Annotated in this window: 14 protein-coding genes; 7 read left to right on the plus strand and 7 right to left on the minus strand. The window is 67.0% G+C overall.

Annotated features, from left to right (window positions below; all coding sequences use genetic code 11):
• Nucleotides 1-43 precede the first annotated feature (43 nt).
• Genes OHS03_RS11265 through OHS03_RS11280 form a run of 4 tightly spaced genes read right to left on the minus strand, consistent with a single transcriptional unit; the run spans nucleotide 44 to nucleotide 3,176 of the window.
• Complete coding sequence (locus OHS03_RS11265) at nucleotides 44-841, minus strand: SCO1664 family protein (RefSeq protein ID WP_301907406.1); 798 nt, start codon at nucleotides 839-841, stop codon at nucleotides 44-46.
• A 7-nt stretch (nucleotides 842-848) separates the two neighbouring features.
• Nucleotides 849-1,436, minus strand: a complete 588-nt coding sequence (locus tag OHS03_RS11270; protein ID WP_056820470.1) for a DUF3090 domain-containing protein — start codon at nucleotides 1,434-1,436, stop codon at nucleotides 849-851.
• Nucleotides 1,437-1,485: 49 nt separating this feature from the next.
• A complete protein-coding gene (locus OHS03_RS11275; protein ID WP_328662679.1) occupies nucleotides 1,486-2,202 on the minus strand; it encodes a histidine phosphatase family protein in 717 nt (238 codons plus the stop codon).
• A 32-nt stretch (nucleotides 2,203-2,234) separates the two neighbouring features.
• Nucleotides 2,235-3,176, minus strand: a complete 942-nt coding sequence (locus OHS03_RS11280) for an undecaprenyl-diphosphate phosphatase (protein ID WP_328662680.1) — start codon at nucleotides 3,174-3,176, stop codon at nucleotides 2,235-2,237.
• Nucleotides 3,177-3,404: 228 nt separating this feature from the next.
• Between OHS03_RS11280 and OHS03_RS11285 the strand changes: the two genes are divergently transcribed.
• The 5 genes from OHS03_RS11285 (at nucleotide 3,405) to OHS03_RS11305 (ending at nucleotide 9,497) form a co-directional block, all read left to right on the plus strand.
• On the plus strand, nucleotides 3,405-4,382 hold the full coding sequence (locus tag OHS03_RS11285) for an aldo/keto reductase (RefSeq protein WP_056819960.1): 978 nt from the start codon (nucleotides 3,405-3,407) through the stop codon (nucleotides 4,380-4,382).
• A 17-nt stretch (nucleotides 4,383-4,399) separates the two neighbouring features.
• Nucleotides 4,400-5,413 (plus strand): heme/hemin ABC transporter substrate-binding protein, encoded by a 1,014-nt coding sequence (locus OHS03_RS11290; RefSeq protein WP_328662681.1) that lies wholly within the window; start codon nucleotides 4,400-4,402, stop codon nucleotides 5,411-5,413.
• Nucleotides 5,410-6,531: a FecCD family ABC transporter permease gene (locus OHS03_RS11295; protein WP_328662682.1), complete on the plus strand. Its 1,122-nt coding sequence runs from the start codon at nucleotides 5,410-5,412 to the stop codon at nucleotides 6,529-6,531. Before OHS03_RS11290 ends, OHS03_RS11295 begins: the two co-directional genes overlap by 4 nt.
• Nucleotides 6,528-7,406 carry a heme ABC transporter ATP-binding protein gene (locus tag OHS03_RS11300; RefSeq protein ID WP_328662683.1) on the plus strand — a complete coding sequence of 293 codons (879 nt, stop codon included), beginning with the start codon at nucleotides 6,528-6,530 and terminating at the stop codon, nucleotides 7,404-7,406. Before OHS03_RS11295 ends, OHS03_RS11300 begins: the two co-directional genes overlap by 4 nt.
• A 303-nt stretch (nucleotides 7,407-7,709) precedes the next feature.
• Complete coding sequence (locus tag OHS03_RS11305) at nucleotides 7,710-9,497, plus strand: FAD-binding dehydrogenase (protein ID WP_328662684.1); 1,788 nt, start codon at nucleotides 7,710-7,712, stop codon at nucleotides 9,495-9,497.
• A gap of 4 nt (nucleotides 9,498-9,501) precedes the next feature.
• Here the strand turns inward: OHS03_RS11305 and OHS03_RS11310 are convergent, their stop codons facing one another.
• From OHS03_RS11310 to OHS03_RS11320, 3 genes are read right to left on the minus strand one after another with little or no spacing between them, the layout of a single operon-like run.
• Nucleotides 9,502-10,512 (minus strand): cytochrome d ubiquinol oxidase subunit II, encoded by a 1,011-nt coding sequence (locus OHS03_RS11310; RefSeq protein ID WP_328662685.1) that lies wholly within the window; start codon nucleotides 10,510-10,512, stop codon nucleotides 9,502-9,504.
• Complete coding sequence (locus tag OHS03_RS11315) at nucleotides 10,509-11,951, minus strand: cytochrome ubiquinol oxidase subunit I (RefSeq protein ID WP_328662686.1); 1,443 nt, start codon at nucleotides 11,949-11,951, stop codon at nucleotides 10,509-10,511. Before OHS03_RS11315 ends, OHS03_RS11310 begins: the two co-directional genes overlap by 4 nt.
• 22 nt (nucleotides 11,952-11,973) lie before the next feature.
• Entirely contained in the window at nucleotides 11,974-13,437 is a 1,464-nt protein-coding gene (locus tag OHS03_RS11320) for a GMC oxidoreductase (RefSeq protein WP_328662687.1), read from the minus strand.
• A gap of 457 nt (nucleotides 13,438-13,894) precedes the next feature.
• Between OHS03_RS11320 and zwf the strand changes: the two genes are divergently transcribed.
• Nucleotides 13,895-15,319, plus strand: coding sequence for a glucose-6-phosphate dehydrogenase (gene zwf / locus OHS03_RS11325; protein ID WP_328662688.1), 1,425 nt, complete (start codon nucleotides 13,895-13,897; stop codon nucleotides 15,317-15,319).
• Complete coding sequence (locus OHS03_RS11330; protein ID WP_328662689.1) at nucleotides 15,316-17,220, plus strand: glycoside hydrolase family 15 protein; 1,905 nt, start codon at nucleotides 15,316-15,318, stop codon at nucleotides 17,218-17,220. The genes zwf and OHS03_RS11330 overlap by 4 nt, the downstream gene beginning before the upstream one ends.
• The last annotated feature ends 64 nt before the right edge of the window (nucleotides 17,221-17,284 follow it).

Here is a 17,284-nt window from a genome sequence, read left to right on the forward strand (position 1 = left end):
GACCTCCCACGCGCTCGAAACTCACCGGTGTGCGGACGTGCTGTCAGAAAGCGGGCCAGGGAATCGGTCGCGAGGAGTTGGGCACCGGCATCACCGGGTGTTCGAGTAGGGCTTTCGCGCGTTCGGTGAGCGCGGTGATCTCGGCGTCGGTGATGTGGACGGCCAGCGAATCAGCGACGGCGCCGGGCAGATTCGCGGCGAAGGTGGAGATATCGGTGATCAGCGACTCGTGCACCGGGCGCCCCGCCCAACCCCACAGCACGGTGCGCAGCTTCGGTTCGGTGTGCAGGCAGATGCCGTGGTCGACGCCGTAGACCTGACCGTCGATACCTTCCAGCGCGTGCCCGCCTTTGCGATCGGCGTTGTTGAGCAACAGATCCAGCACCGCCATCCGTTGCAGACGCGGATCGTCGGCGTGGATGAGTGAGACCTCGTTGCCCTGCTCGTCGAGGGCGCGCAGAACCTCACAGAATCCCTCGGGCACGGTTCCGGGCGTACACAGGTCGACCAGGTCCAGGCGCTGACGGGCGTCGGTGCGGTTGTCGACCGAGGTGACCCAGCGCTGCACCATGCCCGGCCCCAAAGGCCCGTCGCGCAGCACTGTTTCGGGGATCACGCCCCAGCCGAGGTGCTCGGAGATCAGATACGACGCGACTTCACGCCCGGCCAGGGTGCCGTCGGGGAAGTCCCACAGCGGTCGTTCACCGCGTACCGGCTTGTACACCACCCGCAGCGGGGCACCGTCGGGTTCGGGTGCGGCGATCTCACAGACCAGCGTGAGATTGCTGGCCACGCCGATCCGGCCGACGATGTCGAGATCCCCTTCGGTGAGTACCGGCACGCCGAGATCACTCCTCTTCGAGTTCGGCGGCGCCGAAGATCTCGCCGCGCTTGTACCCGTTGGTGCGCACACACATGTGCCCGCGCGAGGACAGCGGTTCCCCGCACAGCGGGCACGGTGGGCGCCCTGCCGCGATCACCCGCGCCGACCGCAACGCGAACTCCCGCGCTTGGATGGGGGTCAGGAACACGCGCACCGCGTCGGGTCCTTCGTCGGTGTCGTCGAGCACCACCGATTCGTCGACCTCGGTTTCGGTGATCGCGAGCAACTCGACCACCACGGCGTTGGCGTCGGAATCCCAGCCCAGACCCATGGTGCCGACCCGGAATTCGGTGTCGATGGGGGTGACCAGCGGCGCGACATCGCGCACGTCCTCACCTTCGGGCGGCACCTCGGCGCCGAAGCGGCGCGCTACCTCGTCGAGCAGCAGACCCATCCGGTCGGCGAGCACTTTCACCTGCTGCTTCTCGAGCAGCACACTCACCACCAACGGCTCCTGCACGGCCTGCAGGTAGAACGAACGATCGCCCGGTTCACCGACGGTCCCGGCGACGAAACGATCGGGGGTGCGAAATACATGGATTGCGCGTGACACATGCACCTCCTGATACGTGACCCTGATCGACACTCACGAACACACTCCTCTAAGGAGAATCGCGGTGCCCCGCATTCCCATTATCCGCGTTCGCGGCCGTCGGCACCTCTCCACCGGGTGTCGGTGTCGTCGGTGCGGCCGCGGCCAGCGCGGAAAGATCGGCGCCGGTGTCGTTGAACTTCCACACCGACGGCCCGTGCGTGCCGTAGCGGACGACGCTGATCGAGGCCGGCTCCACCGCGATCCGCTGGAAGCTGTCCAGATGCAGGCCCAGAGCGTCGGCCAGGATCGATTTGATGACGTCGCCGTGCGCGCACGCCACCCACAACACATCCCGGCCCGCCTTCTCGGCCAGTGTGCGTTCGATATCGCGGACTCCGGCGACCGCACGCTGCTGGACCTGGGCCAGGCCTTCCCCACCGGGGAACACCGCGCCCGAGGCGTGACCCTGCACGACCCGCCACAGCGGTTCGTTGAGGAGTTCGGCGATCGGGCGCCCGGTCCAGTCGCCGTAGTCGACCTCGATGAGTCGTTCGTCGTGCTCGGGTTCGAGACCGAGTTTCTCGGCCAGCGGCGCCACGGTGCGCTGACAGCGCAGCAGCGGCGAGCTGGCGATGTGTTCGATCGGCAGCATCGCGAGCCGGTCGGCCACCGCGGCGGCCTGTTCGGTGCCGCGCTCGGTGAGTTCGACGCCGGGTGAGCGCCCCGCGAGGGTGCGCGCGGTGTTGGAGGTCGACACACCGTGCCGGAGCAGGATCACCGTCATGGGACCAGCCTAACCATGGGTTGACTTCGGGATCAGGTCGCGGAGACGACGCCGGTGGCCAGCAGGCCCAGCATCGTGACGCCGAGGATGATCCGGTAGCCGACGAACCAGTAGAACGAATGCTTGCCGACGAACTTCAACAGCCACGCCACCGAGGCATAGCCGACGATGAACGCTACGAGGGTGGCAACCAGCAACTGCGGCCCACTGGCATTGAGGCCCTCACCGGCCGGTTCGAAGGCGTCGGGCAGGCTGAACAGGCCCGATGCGGTCACCGCGGGGATGGCCAGCAGGAACGAGAACCGCACGGCCGCTTCACGCTCGAGGCCGAGGAACAGACCCGCGGTCGAGGTGGCGCCGGAGCGGGAGACGCCGGGGACCAACGCCAGACACTGCGCAAGACCCATCACGATGCCGTCTTTGGTCGTGAGCTGGCTCAGCGGCCGAGCCTTGCTGCCGAAATGCTCACCCGCGGCGATCACCAGCGCGAACGCGACCAGCATGAACGACACCAACCACAGGTTGCGGGCCCCGGTGCGGATCTCGTCCTTGAACAGGAAGCCCAACACCCCGATCGGGATGGTGGCGATGATCACGTACCAGCCGATGCGGTAGTCGAGTTCGCGCTGGGTGTCGCGTTCGTGGGCGTCGCGGGCACTGCGGTCCATCACCGGCAGCTTCGTGGTGACCCGGTCTCCCACCGCGACCTCGCGTTGGGACCGTTCGCGCCAACGCATCCCGAGCGTGGTGAACCAGGCGACGACGATGCGCTGGATGTCCTTGGCGAAATACACCAGCACCGCTGCCTCGGTGCCGAGCTGGGTGACCGCGGTGAACGACGCGCCCGCGTCGTCGCCGAAGAACACGCCCGACACGATGCGCAGGTGCGCCGAGGACGAGATCGGCAGGAACTCGGTGAGTCCCTGCACTAGTCCGAGTACCAATGCCTGGAACCAGGTCATCGCCTCGCCCACCACGTCCTCCTGCTGACTCGCGCCCGAAAGACCGCGTCCTCCTGGGCTTTTGCTACATATCCGGCCGTAACGGCCACGATCTCGCAGCGACCCTACCTGTCGGCGCCCTCGGTCGTCGCCCGCCGGTCGCCGAGATCGGGTTCTGCCGCGCCGCGGCACGGGTCGCCGAGTGAGGTTGCGGAGGCGCGCACATTAGGCTGTCGCCGTGACGAATGCGCGGGCGCGGTGATGGAACAGCGAACGGTGGGACGCAGCGGACTTCGGGTGTCGCGAATCGGGTTGGCGACCCATACCTGGGGGACACATACCGATGCCGACGAGGCATCGGTGCAGTTGGCGGCGTTCACCGAGGCCGGTGGCACGCTCGTCGACATCTCTCCCGTCTACGGCGAGGGGGCGGCGCAGCGGATCCTGGCGGATCTGCTCGGCGACTTGGTCTCGCGTGACGAATTGGTCCTCAGTGGCAGCGCGGGGGTGGTGATGCACGCACCCGGCGCCGGGGTCGGTGACTCGGTGCCCGCGCCCGCGGCGGTGGGTCCGGTGGTCGACTCGTCGCGGCGCACCCTGCTCAAACAACTCGACCGCACCCTGCTCGAACTGGGCACCGACCATCTCGACATCTGGAGCATCGCCGCCTGGGATCCGTACACGCCGCTCGACGAGGTCGCGGCCACCCTCGACACCGCGGTGCGGACCGGCCGTACCCGGTACGCGGGTGTGCGCGGGTTCGCAGCGTGGCAGTTGGCCAGTCTGGCCGCGATCGCGCCGATCACAGCCGCGCAGACGCCGTACTCGCTGCTCGCGCGTGGTACCGAGAACGATGTGATTCCCGCCGCTCGCCATCACGGGGTGGGCGTCATCGCGTCGGCACCGTTGGCCGGTGGGATCCTGACCGGCAAGTATCGCGACGGTGTTCCCGCGGATTCGCGGGGCGCCGACGAGGCGACCGCTGCCGAGATCCGGCGCAGGCTCGACGACGATCGCGCGACCAGAGTGGTCGACGCGCTGGTCACCGCCGCCGACGGGCTCGGCACGTCGCCGTTGGCGGTGGCGCTGGCCTGGATCCGTGATCGGCCCGGCATCACGAGCATGATCGTGGGTGCCCGCGACATCGGTCAGCTCACCGGAGTGCTGGCCGCCGAAACCCTGGAGTTGCCGCGCGCGATCGCGGCGGCATTGGACGATGTGAGCGCCCGTTCCGAATGATGGCTAGCCTTACCTACATGAAACTGCGTGGTGTGCTGACGGCGATGCTCGCGGCGACGGTGCTGACCGGCGCCGTAGCGTGCACCGCGAGCAATCCTGCATCGACTGCCAATTCCGGCGGACCGGTGACGGCTCAGCTCGCTGACCTGGACCCTGTCCCGATCGGGCCCGCACCGACGCCACGGTTGCCGGTGACGGTGAAGTCCTACGACGGCAGCGACGTGACGATCGCCGATACCTCGCGCATCATCGCCGTCGACCGGTACGGCACCCTCGCCCAAACCGTGTGGGCACTGGGTCTGGGCGCGAACCTCGTCGGCCGCAGCACCTCCGCCTCGTTCCCCGCCATCGCGGCCGTGCCCAATGTGGCAGGCGGCAACGGCAGCCTCAGCATCGAAGCGGTCCTGAATCTGCGCCCGTCGGTGTTCCTCACCGATACGACCAGCGCCGCCCCCGCCGTGCGTGAGCAGTTGCGGGCCGCCGGGGTGACCGTGGTCTACTTCGACCCCGATCGCAGCATGGCCGGTGTCGTCCCGCAGATCGAGTCGGTGGCCACCGCGCTGGGTGTTCCCGAGGCGGGCAAGCAACTCGGCGCGCGCACCGCCGACGAGATTGCTGCCGCGACAGCCCGCGTGCCGAAGCAGGATCCGCAGCCCACGATCGCCTTCCTCTACCTGCGCAGCGCCGCGATCACCATGATGGCCGGCCGCGGCTCGGGAGCCGATTCGCTGATCACCGCGATCGGCGGCGTCGACGCGGGCACCGCCTCCGGGGTGAACGAGCCGTTCGTGTCCATCACCAGCGAGGCGATGATCGCCGCCGCCCCCGATGTGCTGCTGGTGATGTCGGACGGCCTGAAATCGGTGGGTGGCCTCGACGGGCTGGAGAAGGTGCCCGGCATCGCCCAGACGCCGGCAGGCCGCAACCGGCGCGTGGTCGACATGTCCGACGCGGTGATCCTCAGCTTCGGCCCCAACACCGGCCGCGTCGTCTCGGCACTGTCCGATGCCGTCTACGGCAAATCGGCATGAGCGATGCGCCCGACCTGACCAAGTCCGCGGACACCCCGCGGATCACCGACGCCACCCCCGATCCCCTGCCGCCCACAACGCACCGGGGCACGCGCGTGACAGTCGTGTTCGCTGTCGCGCTGCTCGCCCTGATCGTGCTGGCCGTGGTCTCGGCCGTGCTCGGACAGGTCCCCACGACGGCCGCCGAGGTGCTGGGCAGTGTGGCCCACCGGATCGGCCTCGATATCGGGCCGATGCCCGCGCATCCGGCCGGTGAGGTGACGCTGTGGGAGGTGCGGTTCCCCCGGGTGGCCCTGGCCGTCCTGGTCGGAGCTTCGTTGGCGACGGCCGGTGCCCTGCTACAAGGAGTATTCGCCAATCCGCTCGCCGAACCCGGCGTGATCGGGGTGTCGGCGGGTGCCGCGGTCGGGGCGGGCACCGTCATCGTGGTCGGTGGCGCGTTCGTCGCCTCGTGGTCGGTGGCGGCCGCGGCCTTCGTCGCGGGATTGATCACCACCGCGCTGGTCTATGTGCTGTCGAGGTCGGGCGGGCGCACCGAGGTGGTCACCTTGATCCTCACCGGTGTCGCGATCAACGCCTTCGCCGGCGGGTTGATCGCGCTGCTGTTGTTCGTCGCCAGCCCCGCCGCGCGGGATCAGATCGTGTTCTGGCAGCTCGGCAGCCTCAACGGCGCCACCTGGCAGTCGGTGGCGGTGGTGGCGGTGCTGGCGTCGGCCGGCATCCTGGCCGCGATCCTCATCGCACCACGGCTGGATCTGCTCGCACTCGGCGATTCCGCGGCCCGCCACCTCGGCGTCGACGTGGAACGGTTGCGCAGGCAGGTGATCGTGGTGGTCGCCGTGCTCACCGCGGCGGGTGTGGCATTCAGCGGCATCATCTTGTTCGTGGGTTTGATCGTGCCGCACCTGGTACGCATGATGGTCGGCCCCGGCCACCGGGTGCTCGTGCCGCTCAGCGCGATCGTGGGCGCGGTGATGCTGCTCGGTGCCGACGTCGTGGCCCGCACGCTGGTCCACAACGCCGACCTGCCACTGGGCATGCTCACCTCCCTGATCGGCGGCCCGTTCTTCTTCTGGCTGCTGCGCCGCACCCGCGCCCGGGCAGGAGGCTGGGGATGACCGAGATCGACACCGCCGACACCGCACTGCACCGCCGGGCCTCCTGGCGTTCGCTGTTCGCCCGAACCCCTGAGGTGCCCGCCCGCCCCGAACTCGGCACCGTCACCCTGCGGGCCAGCGGGCTCACCGTCCGTCGCGGCACGCGAACTGTCCTCGAAGCTGTCGACTTCCAGGTCGCGGCAGGAGAGATCGTCGCGCTCGTCGGCCCGAACGGTGCGGGTAAGTCCAGCCTGCTCGCCGCCCTCGCCGGGGAGCTCGAACCCAGCGCGGGCACCGTGAAACTCGAAGGCCACGCGCTCTCGCACTGGACCCCGGCCGACATGGCCCGCCGCCGCGCGGTCCTGCCCCAATCCCACGCCGTCGGATTCCCTTTCACCGCCCGCGAGGTCGTCGCCATGGGTCGGGCCCCGTGGCTGCACACCCCTGCCGCCGACAACGACGACGCACTCGTCGCCACGGCACTGGCCGCGACCGATGTCACCCACCTCGCCACGCGCGTCTTCCCGTCGCTGTCGGGCGGCGAGCGCGCCCGCGTAGCCCTGGCTCGCGTCCTGGCCCAGGACACCGCCACCCTGTTGCTGGACGAACCGACCGCCGCCCTCGACCTCGGCCACCAGGAAGCCGTCCTTCGCCTGGCCGCCACCCGCGCCGCCGAAGGCGCCGCCGTGGTGGTCGTGGTCCACGACCTCGGCGTGGCCGCCGCCTACGCCGACCGCGTCACTGTCTTGGACGAGGGCCGCGTCGCCGCCGACGGCCGCCCCCGCGAGATCCTCACCCGCGAACTACTCACCACCGTCTACCAGCACCCCGTCGACGTCTTCGATCACCCGACCACCGGCGCCCAACTCGTCCTGCCCGACCGCGGCCGCAACTGACGCATTTGCCGGCGTCCTGATCGCACGCGGCTGCCGCAGGGAAAGACGGTGTCCTCACCTGACCGACTGGGACCCACCGACCCCGGTCGAAGCCGCACACACGGGTTCTGCACCGGACCACGGTCGCCGAGGGCAATTCGTGCCCGGTCGACAAGCGCACCCGGTGGCGACAGTGACCTTCCACAGTCGCGAGCCGTGGACGACAAAGACAGCGGCGTGTCTCCTACTATCGGTCGCGGCGCCACCCCGTTCGACCAGTTGCTCGGGCTGCTACGAAGTTTATTGTCCCGCAGAGGAATTGACATGCCGCCCGCACAGCAGAGCTTGCCCAACCTGAGCCGCCGACAACTGCTGGCAACCGCCGCCGCGGCCACCACGCTGAGCGCACTGAGCTTGGGCCGCGCATCCGCCGGACCGGCGGACGACGCCGACGTCATCGTCGTCGGTGCCGGACTCGCCGGGCTGGTGGCGACGTCGGAGCTGGTCGCCGCCGGTCGCCGCGTACTGCTACTGGATCAAGAGCCCGAGACCGGTCTCGGCGGTCAGGCGTTCTGGTCGCTGGGCGGGTTGTTCTTCATCGACTCCCTCGAACAGCGGATCGCCGGGGTCCGCGATTCGCTCGAATTGGCGCGACACGACTGGTTCGACACCGCCGGTTTCGACCGCGGGCCCGACGACCCGCTCGGCGAAGACTACTGGGGCACACGCTGGGCCGAGGCCTACCTGCAGTTCGCGGCCGGGGAGAAGCAATCATGGCTGGCCGGGCTCGGGATGCGCTGGGTCCCTTACGTCGGGTGGGCCGAGCGCGGCGACAGAAGTCCGGGCGGGCCGGGCAATTCGGTCCCGCGTTTCCATCTGACCCTGGGAACCGGTCCCGGTGTCATGGAACCGTTCGAGAAACTCGTGCGCGACGCGCAGTCCCGCGGCGCGGTCTCGTTCCGGTTCCGCCATCAGGTCGACGGGCTCATCACCACCGGTAATGCCGTCACCGGCGTCCACGGCAGCGTGCTCGAACCCAGCGACGCGGCCCGCGGCACACCCAGTTCCCGCACCGAGATCGGCGAGTTCGAGCTGCACGCCCCGATGGTGATCGTCACCTCCGGCGGCATCGGCGCCAACCACGATCTCGTCCGCCGCAACTGGCCGACCCGCCTCGGCGCCCCGCCCGCCCGCATGATCACCGGTGTACCCGCCCACGTCGACGGCCGCATGCTCGCGATCAGCGAAGCGGCCGGCGCCCGGCTGGTCAATCGTGATCGGATGTGGCACTACACCGAAGGACTCATCAACCACACGCCCATCTGGCCCGACCACGGCATCCGCGTGCTTGCCTCCCCCTCCTCGATGTGGTTCGACGCCACCGGCCGCCGCTTCCCCTCCCCCGGTATCCCCAGCTTCGACACACTCGGCACGCTGGAACTGATCATGCGATCGGGCTACGACTACTCCTGGTTCGTGCTGAACAAAAAGATCATCGACAAAGAGTTCGTGCTCTCCGGATCCGAACAGAATCCCGAACTCACCCGCAAAGACATCCCCGGCTACCTCCTCAGCCGCCTGACCAACAGCACACCCCTGCCGACCAAAGCCTTCATCGACCACGGCCCCGACTTCGTGACCGCCGACGCATTACCAGAGCTCGTCGCGGGCATGAACCGGCTCACCGGCTCGGACCTGATCAACGTCGACGACCTGCACGCGCAGATCTCCCTGCGCGACGAGCAGGTCGACAACCCGAACAGCACCGACCCCCAGATCATCGGCATCCGAAATTCTCTCGCCTACATCGGCGATGCCCTGGTCCGCACCACCCCGCTACATCGAATCCTCGACCCCGCAGCGGGTCCCCTCATCGCGATCCGGATGAACATCCTCACCCGAAAAACCCTCGGCGGCTTGCAAACCGATCTCTCCGGCCGCGTCCTCGACGCCACCGGCAATCCCATCACCGGGCTCTACGCCGCGGGTGAGGTCGCGGGCTTCGGTGGCGGCGGTGTCCACGGCTACCGCGCACTGGAAGGCACCTTCCTCGGCGGCTGCCTGTTCTCGGGCAGGCAAACCGGCCGTGCCGCCGCCCAGGAAAGCGCTTGATGCCTCAGTTATCGGCGCCTTCCTCGGGTAGCAGATTCCTCTGGTCGAGGACGTAGAGCAAGATCAACGCTGGGATGACGATCACCACCAACGCCACGGTGGCGACCAGTAACGCCGCCAATGTCCCGCTGGGCGCGGCCGCCTCGTCCACGGTGGTGGTCTCCGGCAAGAGATAGGGCCATTGCGCGACGCCCCAGGCAAGAATCAGGGCGATGAGCGTGACGGCGGAGGTCGCGCGCCCGAATCGGTCGTCGCGGCGGTAGACCAGTACCAGCGATGCCGCGCCTGCCACCATGGACACGATCACGAACGGCAGTGCACGAGAGGTGAGTCCGTCGAACAGGTGGTCCGCCGAGTGGGCGAGAACCGGAATCGCTGCCGTGGCGAGGATTCCGGCCACCACCGCCGACCCGAGTGCGCGGCGGCGGAAGTATGTCGTCATCTCCTCGTCGCCGAGGCGATGGGCGTCGCAGGTGAGACGCACGGCTGCCAGCCAGGCGAAGATGACGACGGCGAGCACCCCGCCGAGTATCGAGACCGGGTTGATCCAACTCGAGACGGAATCTCCTGCTTTTCCGCCGGGCGGTACCCGTCCGCCGACGATCGCCCCGACCACGGCCCCGAAGCAGAAGGGCACGAGCACCGAGGACAAGGCGAACGCCGCGCCGAAGCGGCGTTGGTCTCGCGTGCGCAGCACGGCCTTACGGAAAGCGAAGCTCGCTCCGCGCGCCACGATGCCGAGCGCGGCGAGGGTCAGCGGCACGAACAGGGTCAGGGTGATCGAGGCGTACACGGTCGGGAACGCGGTCCACAGCACCACGAAACAGAAGATCAGCCACACATGGTTGGCCTCCCACACCGGTCCGATCGCCCGGTCGATCGTGGCCCGTGGCCGCTCGCCGCGGATCGCACCGCCGGCGACCAGGTCCCAGAATCCGGCGCCGAAGTCCGCGCCCGCGAACAGGGCGTACGCCGTGATCGCGGCGAACAGGACAACCGCCACCGCATCGGTCATTCGATCGGCCCTTTCGCCGGCACGAGGTTCTGCGGGTTGGGGCCGTAGGGCACGTCGTCCTCCGCGAAACCGGCGGGTCCGTCGCGGGTCTCGCTGTCGCGGAATCGTCTGCTCATTCCGCGCAGCACCAGGATCGTCGTCACGCCAAGGCCGAGATAGAGCACGAACACCGCGATGAAGGTGATCCACACGCCGGTGTTGCCGGTCGCGGCGTCTTCGACCTTCATGTAGTTGTAGACGATCCAGGGTTGCCGCCCGACCTCGGTGACGATCCACCCGGCTTCCATGGTGATCACCGACAGCACACCGCAGCAGGCGGCGACTCGCAGGAACCATCGGCTGCGAGGCATGTCGCGCCGAAACACCCAGGCGGCGGCATACCAGACGGCGATCAGGAAGAGCAGCGTGCCGAGTCCGACCATGATGTCCCAGGACAGGTGCACGATGTTCGCCTGGGAGACCGTCACGCGATCGGCTTCCGGGAAACTGTCCAGGCCCTGCACGACAGTGGCCTTGCCGGAGGACGGGTCCGACAGCCACGACGCCAGGCCGGGTATCGGTATCCCGCCTTCCACGGTGCCGTCCTCATCGAGGTGGCCGAGCAGGGTCTCGGGCACGTCGCTGCTGGTGGTGGGAACGAGTTCGATGGCGGCGAACTTCGCGGGCTGATTGTTGTACACCCACCGGGCAAGCGAGTCCCCGACTGCCATCTGCGGGACGATCGCGGCGCACGCGACCGTGAACGCGATCAGGAATCCGGTGCGGTGGTAGCGGTCTCGCCGCCCCCGCAGCATGCCCACCGCGTAGACCGATGCGACGAGGAAGCCGCCGACGACGTACGCGGCGAGGATCATGTGCGCCGACTGCAGCGGCATCGACTTGTTGAAGATGACACCGAGCGGGTCGACCTCGGCGACGGCGCCGGACGAGTCGAGTGTGAATCCCGACGGTGCGTTCATCCACGCGTTCGCGGCGACGACGGATGCGCTGCCGAGAATGCCGGCCAGCACGATCGGAATGCCGGTGAAGAAATGGGTCCACGGTTTCAGACGCCGCCACCCATAGATGTAGATGGTCAGAAAGATCGCTTCGGTGAAGAAGAACAACCCCTCGAAGGCGAACGGCACCCCGAACGCCTCGCCCCACTTGCCCATGAAACGCGGCCAGAGCAAACCGAATTCGAAGCTCAGCACCGTGCCGGTGACTGCGCCGACGGCGAAGGTGACGGCCATGTATTTCGACCAGCGTTGAGCGAGCAGCAACGCGTCGGCGTCGTCGTGCTTCACAGCTCTGTAGTTCGCGATCAACGTCATGAATCCCCACGCAACACCCAACGGAACCAGGATGATGTGGAACGCCAGCGTGAACGCCATCTGCGAACGCGCCCACGGCACCGGATTCACCTCCGGCATCGACAACAACACCTGGGCGGTGCTCATGACACCACCGGGTGCGCGCGGTTCATCCGAGACGCTCGATCAGGTGTTCACCGACACGGATGGCGTTGGCCATCGCGGTGAGCGCGGGGTTCACGGCCCCGATACTGGGGAAAAAGCTGGTGTCGACGACGTAGAGGTTGTCGAGTTCATGAGCCTTGCAGTTCACATCGAGCACGGAGGTGGCCGGGTCGTCGCCGAACCGGCAGGTTCCGGCCTGATGCGCACAACCGGCGACCGGGATGTTCATCTGCATGTAGAAGTTCTTCGCGAGCACATGATGCTGGGACATCCCGACATGGTTGAGCAGTTTCTTCAGTTCGTGGTACAGCCCAGCGGCTTCGGTGTCGTTGTTCGAGGTGTAGCGCAGGTGGACTTGCCCCTGCTCATCGATGGTCACGCGGTTGTCGGCGGCGGGAAGGTCTTCGGTGGTGAGCCAGAAGTCGACAGCGTGGCGAGCGACCTCGTCGAGGCTCCAGTGCGGGGCGAGCAGCGTCAGTCGGGGTTCTTCGCCCTTCATCGCCCAGCCGTTGGACTTGCCGACCATCTGGATGTTCCCCAAGGGGAACTCGCGCTCACCATCGGCGAGGTAGAAGTCGTTGATACCCAGGGTCTTCTGGAACACGGTGTCATTGGGTTCCTTGGCCAGCGCCACGACTGCCTTGGAATTGTGGAACATGTAGTTGCGGCCGACCTGGTCCGAGCCGTTGGCGAGCCCGTTCGGGTGGTGGTCATCGGCCGATTGCAGCAGCAACTTGGCACTGTTGGCCGCGCCGGCGGCGACCACGACAATGTCGGCTTCGTAGCGTTCGATGGCGCCGCGGCGGGACACGACGACCGAGCTGACAGTGCGGCCGGTCGGGTCGGTGTCGAGCTTGACCACCTCGGCTTGGACGAGCAATGTCACGTTCGGTGCGTCCAGCAGGGGCCGCACCGCGATCGTCTCGGCGTCGGACTTCGCATGTACGAGGCAGGGGTAGCCATCGCACCACGAGCAGCGGATGCACGCGCTGCGAGCCCGGTCGGCTTCGTCGAGCAGGATTCCGCACGGGGCCGGGAACGGATGATAGCCACCGACTGTGAGGCTGTCGGCGAGCTCCTGGATTCGGGGTTCGTGCGAGACCGCCGGCCACGGGTACTCCTTGGACCAGTGCCCCTCGGTGGGATCCGCGCCGTGGTCGCCGTGAACCTGGTAGAGCCACTCGGCCTTGGTGTACCAGGGTTCGAAGTCGTCGTAGCTCAGTGGCCAGGCCGGGGAGATGCCGTCGACGTGGGTGATCTCGCCGAAGTCTTGCGGCCGCAGCCGGTACAGCGCCGCGCCGTACATCTTGGTCGCCCCGCCGACGAAGTAATGGACCTGCGGCTGGAACGGTGTCCCGGCCGCGTCGAACCACGTATCGGGCGAGATGTAGCGCCCATCCACGAATACCGGCGCGGGGTCCCAGTTTTCGGTCTCGCGCGGCAGGAAGTCACCCCGCTCGAGTAGCAAGATCTGCTTCCCCGCTGCGGCGAGGGTATGCGCTAGCGTCCCCCCACCGGCCCCGGTCCCGATAATGATTACGTCGTAATGATCACTGGCCGGCATCGCGCTCTCCTCGGTGTTGCAAACCGTTCGAACCTGCGGCTAACAATCGATGCGGAAACTCGGACAAAAAGAAGCAATCGCCGGGGGCGATTGCCGATGCAATTCGAACAGTACCAGCCGGATATGGCTCGAGATAGATGCTTTTGGTAGAAAATGGATTCGACCGAACCGGACATAGACGGCACGTCATGTCCAAATAGACTGTCCCTGTAAAGCTTTCGAAATAGCACTCTCACAAGTCGAACATTCGACAGGCATTCACGATTTACCACGAATTCATATCGATTGCCCGGCGCCCCGACAGGAGGGTTGTAGGGTGAGGAAGTCTGGGCGGCCACCGACCTCCGAAGGAGACGTGCCGATGAGCACGAATGCTGTTTCCAGTTCCACCACCGAAGGGGCCGAGCATTCGAATGCCGATGCGCTGGTGATTTTCGGAATAACCGGCGACCTGGCGAAGGTGATGACCTTCCTGTCGTTGTACCGACTCGAGCGGCGCGGCCTGATCGACTGCCCCATAATCGGTGTCGCAGTAGATGATTGGACGGTCGACGATCTGAATAAACGCGCCCGTACCTCGATCGAAACCGCCGGAAAAGAGCCGGTCGACGAGGCGATCTTCGACCGGCTCGCGGCGCGATTCGATTACGTCAGTGGCGATTTCGGCAAGCCTGAGACATTCACCGAGCTCGCACGACATCTGAGCGGAGTCCGCAATCCGGTGTTCTACCTCGAGGTCCCGCCATTCCTGTTCGCGACGGTGATCAAAGGACTTTCCGATGCGGGCCTCACGAACTCGGCACGAGTCGTCGTGGAGAAGCCCTTCGGCCACGACCTCCAATCGGCCCGCGCACTCGCCGCGGAGATTCACCAGTACATCGATGAGTCGCAGCTGTACCGGATCGACCATTTTCTCGGCAAAAAGGGATTCTCCGAAACGCTGTACCTGCGCTTCGCCAACGCGATCTTCGAGCCCATCTGGAATCGCCAGTTCGTCTCCGAAGTCCAGATCACCATGGCCGAGAGCTTCGATGTCGCCGACCGCGGCCACTTCTACGATCCGGTCGGCGCACTTCGCGACGTCGTGGTCAACCACATGATGCAGCTTGTCGCCGCCGTGGCGATGGAAGCGCCGTCGGCGTCGCACGCCGCAGCGTTGAAGGACGCGATGGTCAACGTGTACCGGGCCATCCCCGCAGCGGATCCCGCGCATTACCTCCGCGGGCAGTACGAGGGCTACCGCGACGTCGACGGGGTAGCACCGGACTCCAGCACCGAAACGTATATGGCGCTGCGGTTGGAGGTGGACAACTGGCGCTGGTCCGGTGTGCCGTTCTACCTACGCACGGGCAAGTGCCTCCCGGTGACGCAGACCGAACTGCGACTGGTCTTCCGCAGCCCGCCCCCGGTGTGGTTCTTCGACGCCGCACATCAACCCGAACCCGCGCAACTGGTGATCAAACTCGATCCGATGACCGGCATCCGTATCGAAGTCGAGGCGCAACGCGGTGAGGGCAAACAACCCGGACCGATCACGCTGGACATGGAATTCGCCGACGAGGGCGGCGAAGGCGCCACACCCTACGAGGTGTTGCTGCGCGCAGCGTTGGTCGGGGACAGCGCGCGCTTCACCCGCCAAGACGGTGTCGAGGAAGCCTGGCGGGTGATGCAACCGCTGCTCGATGGGCCACCACCCGTACAGACCTACCCGAAGGGGTCGTGGGGGCCACCGAATCAACTGCTGCCCGGACAGGACCGCTGGTACGAACCCTGGTTGCCCGCATGAGTCCCGCCGAGGCCGACGACACCGCCGCTGCCCGCCGGCCACAGAGCGCGGCGGCACCGTCCGCGTTCCCGCCGATCGCCGACTACGCGTTCCTGTCGAACTGCCATACCGGTGCGTTGATCGCCGCGGACGGAGCGATCGACTGGCTCTGTATACCGGCATTCGACTCGCCCAGCGTGTTCGGTTCCCTGCTCGACCGCGAGGCCGGTGTCTTCCGGCTCGGTCCGTTCGGCATCAATGTGCCGGCCGCCCGCCACTACGAGCCCGGGACGAACACCATTGTCACCGTGTGGAATACGCCCACCGGGTGGGTGGAGATCCGCACCGCTCTGACGATGGGACCGACTCGCGGGGAGGACACCACCACACCGCACACGCGACCTTCCACCGACGAGGACGCCGATCACCTGCTGGTCCGTATGGTCCGGTGCCTGTCGGGAAGTGTGGAGATCGAGCTGGTGTGCGAGCCGGTGTTCGACTACGGACGTACGGAAGCCGCATGGGCGCTGGTCGACGAGAGTCGTCAGACCGCGGACGCGACCGGCGCAGGCCAGACGCTCCGGCTCCGGACCGACATGGCCCTTGGCATCGAGGGCGGCCGGGTCCGCGCCCGGCACACCCTCTCGAAGGATGAATCGCTGTTCTGTGCGCTCTCGTGGGCCGACGGCCTCGACGGGCCGGAGAATGTCGAGGAGGCACTCGAACGCCTCGATGCGACCACCGAATTCTGGCGGTCCTGGTTCGGACGCGCACGCTTCCCCGATCACCGCTGGCGCGCCGCGATCCAGCGGTCCGCCCTCACCATCAAGGGCCTGACCTACCTACCCACCGGCGCGACCGTGGCCGCGCTCACCACCTCGTTGCCGGAAACTCCTGGCGGGGAACGTAACTGGGACTATCGCTATACCTGGATGCGTGACTCGACGTTCACCCTGCAGGCGCTGCACTACCTGAACCTCGACGGGGAGGCCAATGATTTCATGCAGTACGTGGCCGACCTCGAACCGAATTCGGATGGCGCGCTGCAGATCATGTATGGCATCGACGGCCGCCGCGACCTCACTGAATCGATCCGCGAGGATTTGACCGGTTACGCGGGTGCGTATCCGGTGCGCATCGGCAACGGCGCCTTCGATCAGCGCCAGAACGATGTGTTCGGTTCCGTGCTCGATTCGATCCTGCTGCACACGGTACGGAGCAAGCGGCTCCCGCGTCGGCTGTGGCCCATCGTGGAGACCCAGGCGCAATGCGCCACCGACGTGTGGCGCGAACCCGATCAAGGCATCTGGGAGGCACGCGGTGCGCCGCAGCATTACGTGTCCTCGAAACTCATGTGCTGGGTGGCCATGGACCGGGCCGCGAAGATCGCCGACATTCGTGGTGACCGCGCTGCCGAGGCCAAGTGGCGCGCGACGGCCGAGGAGATTCACGCCGACATCCTTGCCAAAGGTGTCCGCGACGGCGTCCTACGCCAGCACTACGACACCGAGGCACTCGACGCCTCCACCTTGCTCGCGGCGGTCTTCGGTTTCCTGCCGGCCAACGACGAGCGGCTGCGTGCTTCCGTCGAGGCGATCGCGAACGACCTCACCGAGGACGGCTTCGTGCTGCGCTACCGCACCGGAGAAACCGACGACGGGATGTCCGGCAAGGAAGGCAGCTTCCTGATCTGCTCGTTCTGGCTCGTGTCCGCGCTCGCCATCGTCGGCGAGACGCAGCGCGCCCGGGACCTGATGGATCGCCTGATCAGCATCGCCTCACCGCTTGGCCTGTTCGCCGAGGAATACGACACCAGCACCGGCAGGCATCTGGGCAACTTTCCACAGGCCTTCTCCCACCTCGCCCTCATCGAGGCGGTCGGCCGAATCGTGTTCTCCGACCTGGCGGCGGAACTGTCCTGAGACATCTCGCGCAGTACCTCGGTATCGGATCGAGGTACTGCGCGAGAGTGATGTGGTCGTGTAC

It is taken from the genome of Nocardia salmonicida, from assembly GCF_036142455.1.
Taxonomy (GTDB): domain Bacteria; phylum Actinomycetota; class Actinomycetes; order Mycobacteriales; family Mycobacteriaceae; genus Nocardia; species Nocardia salmonicida.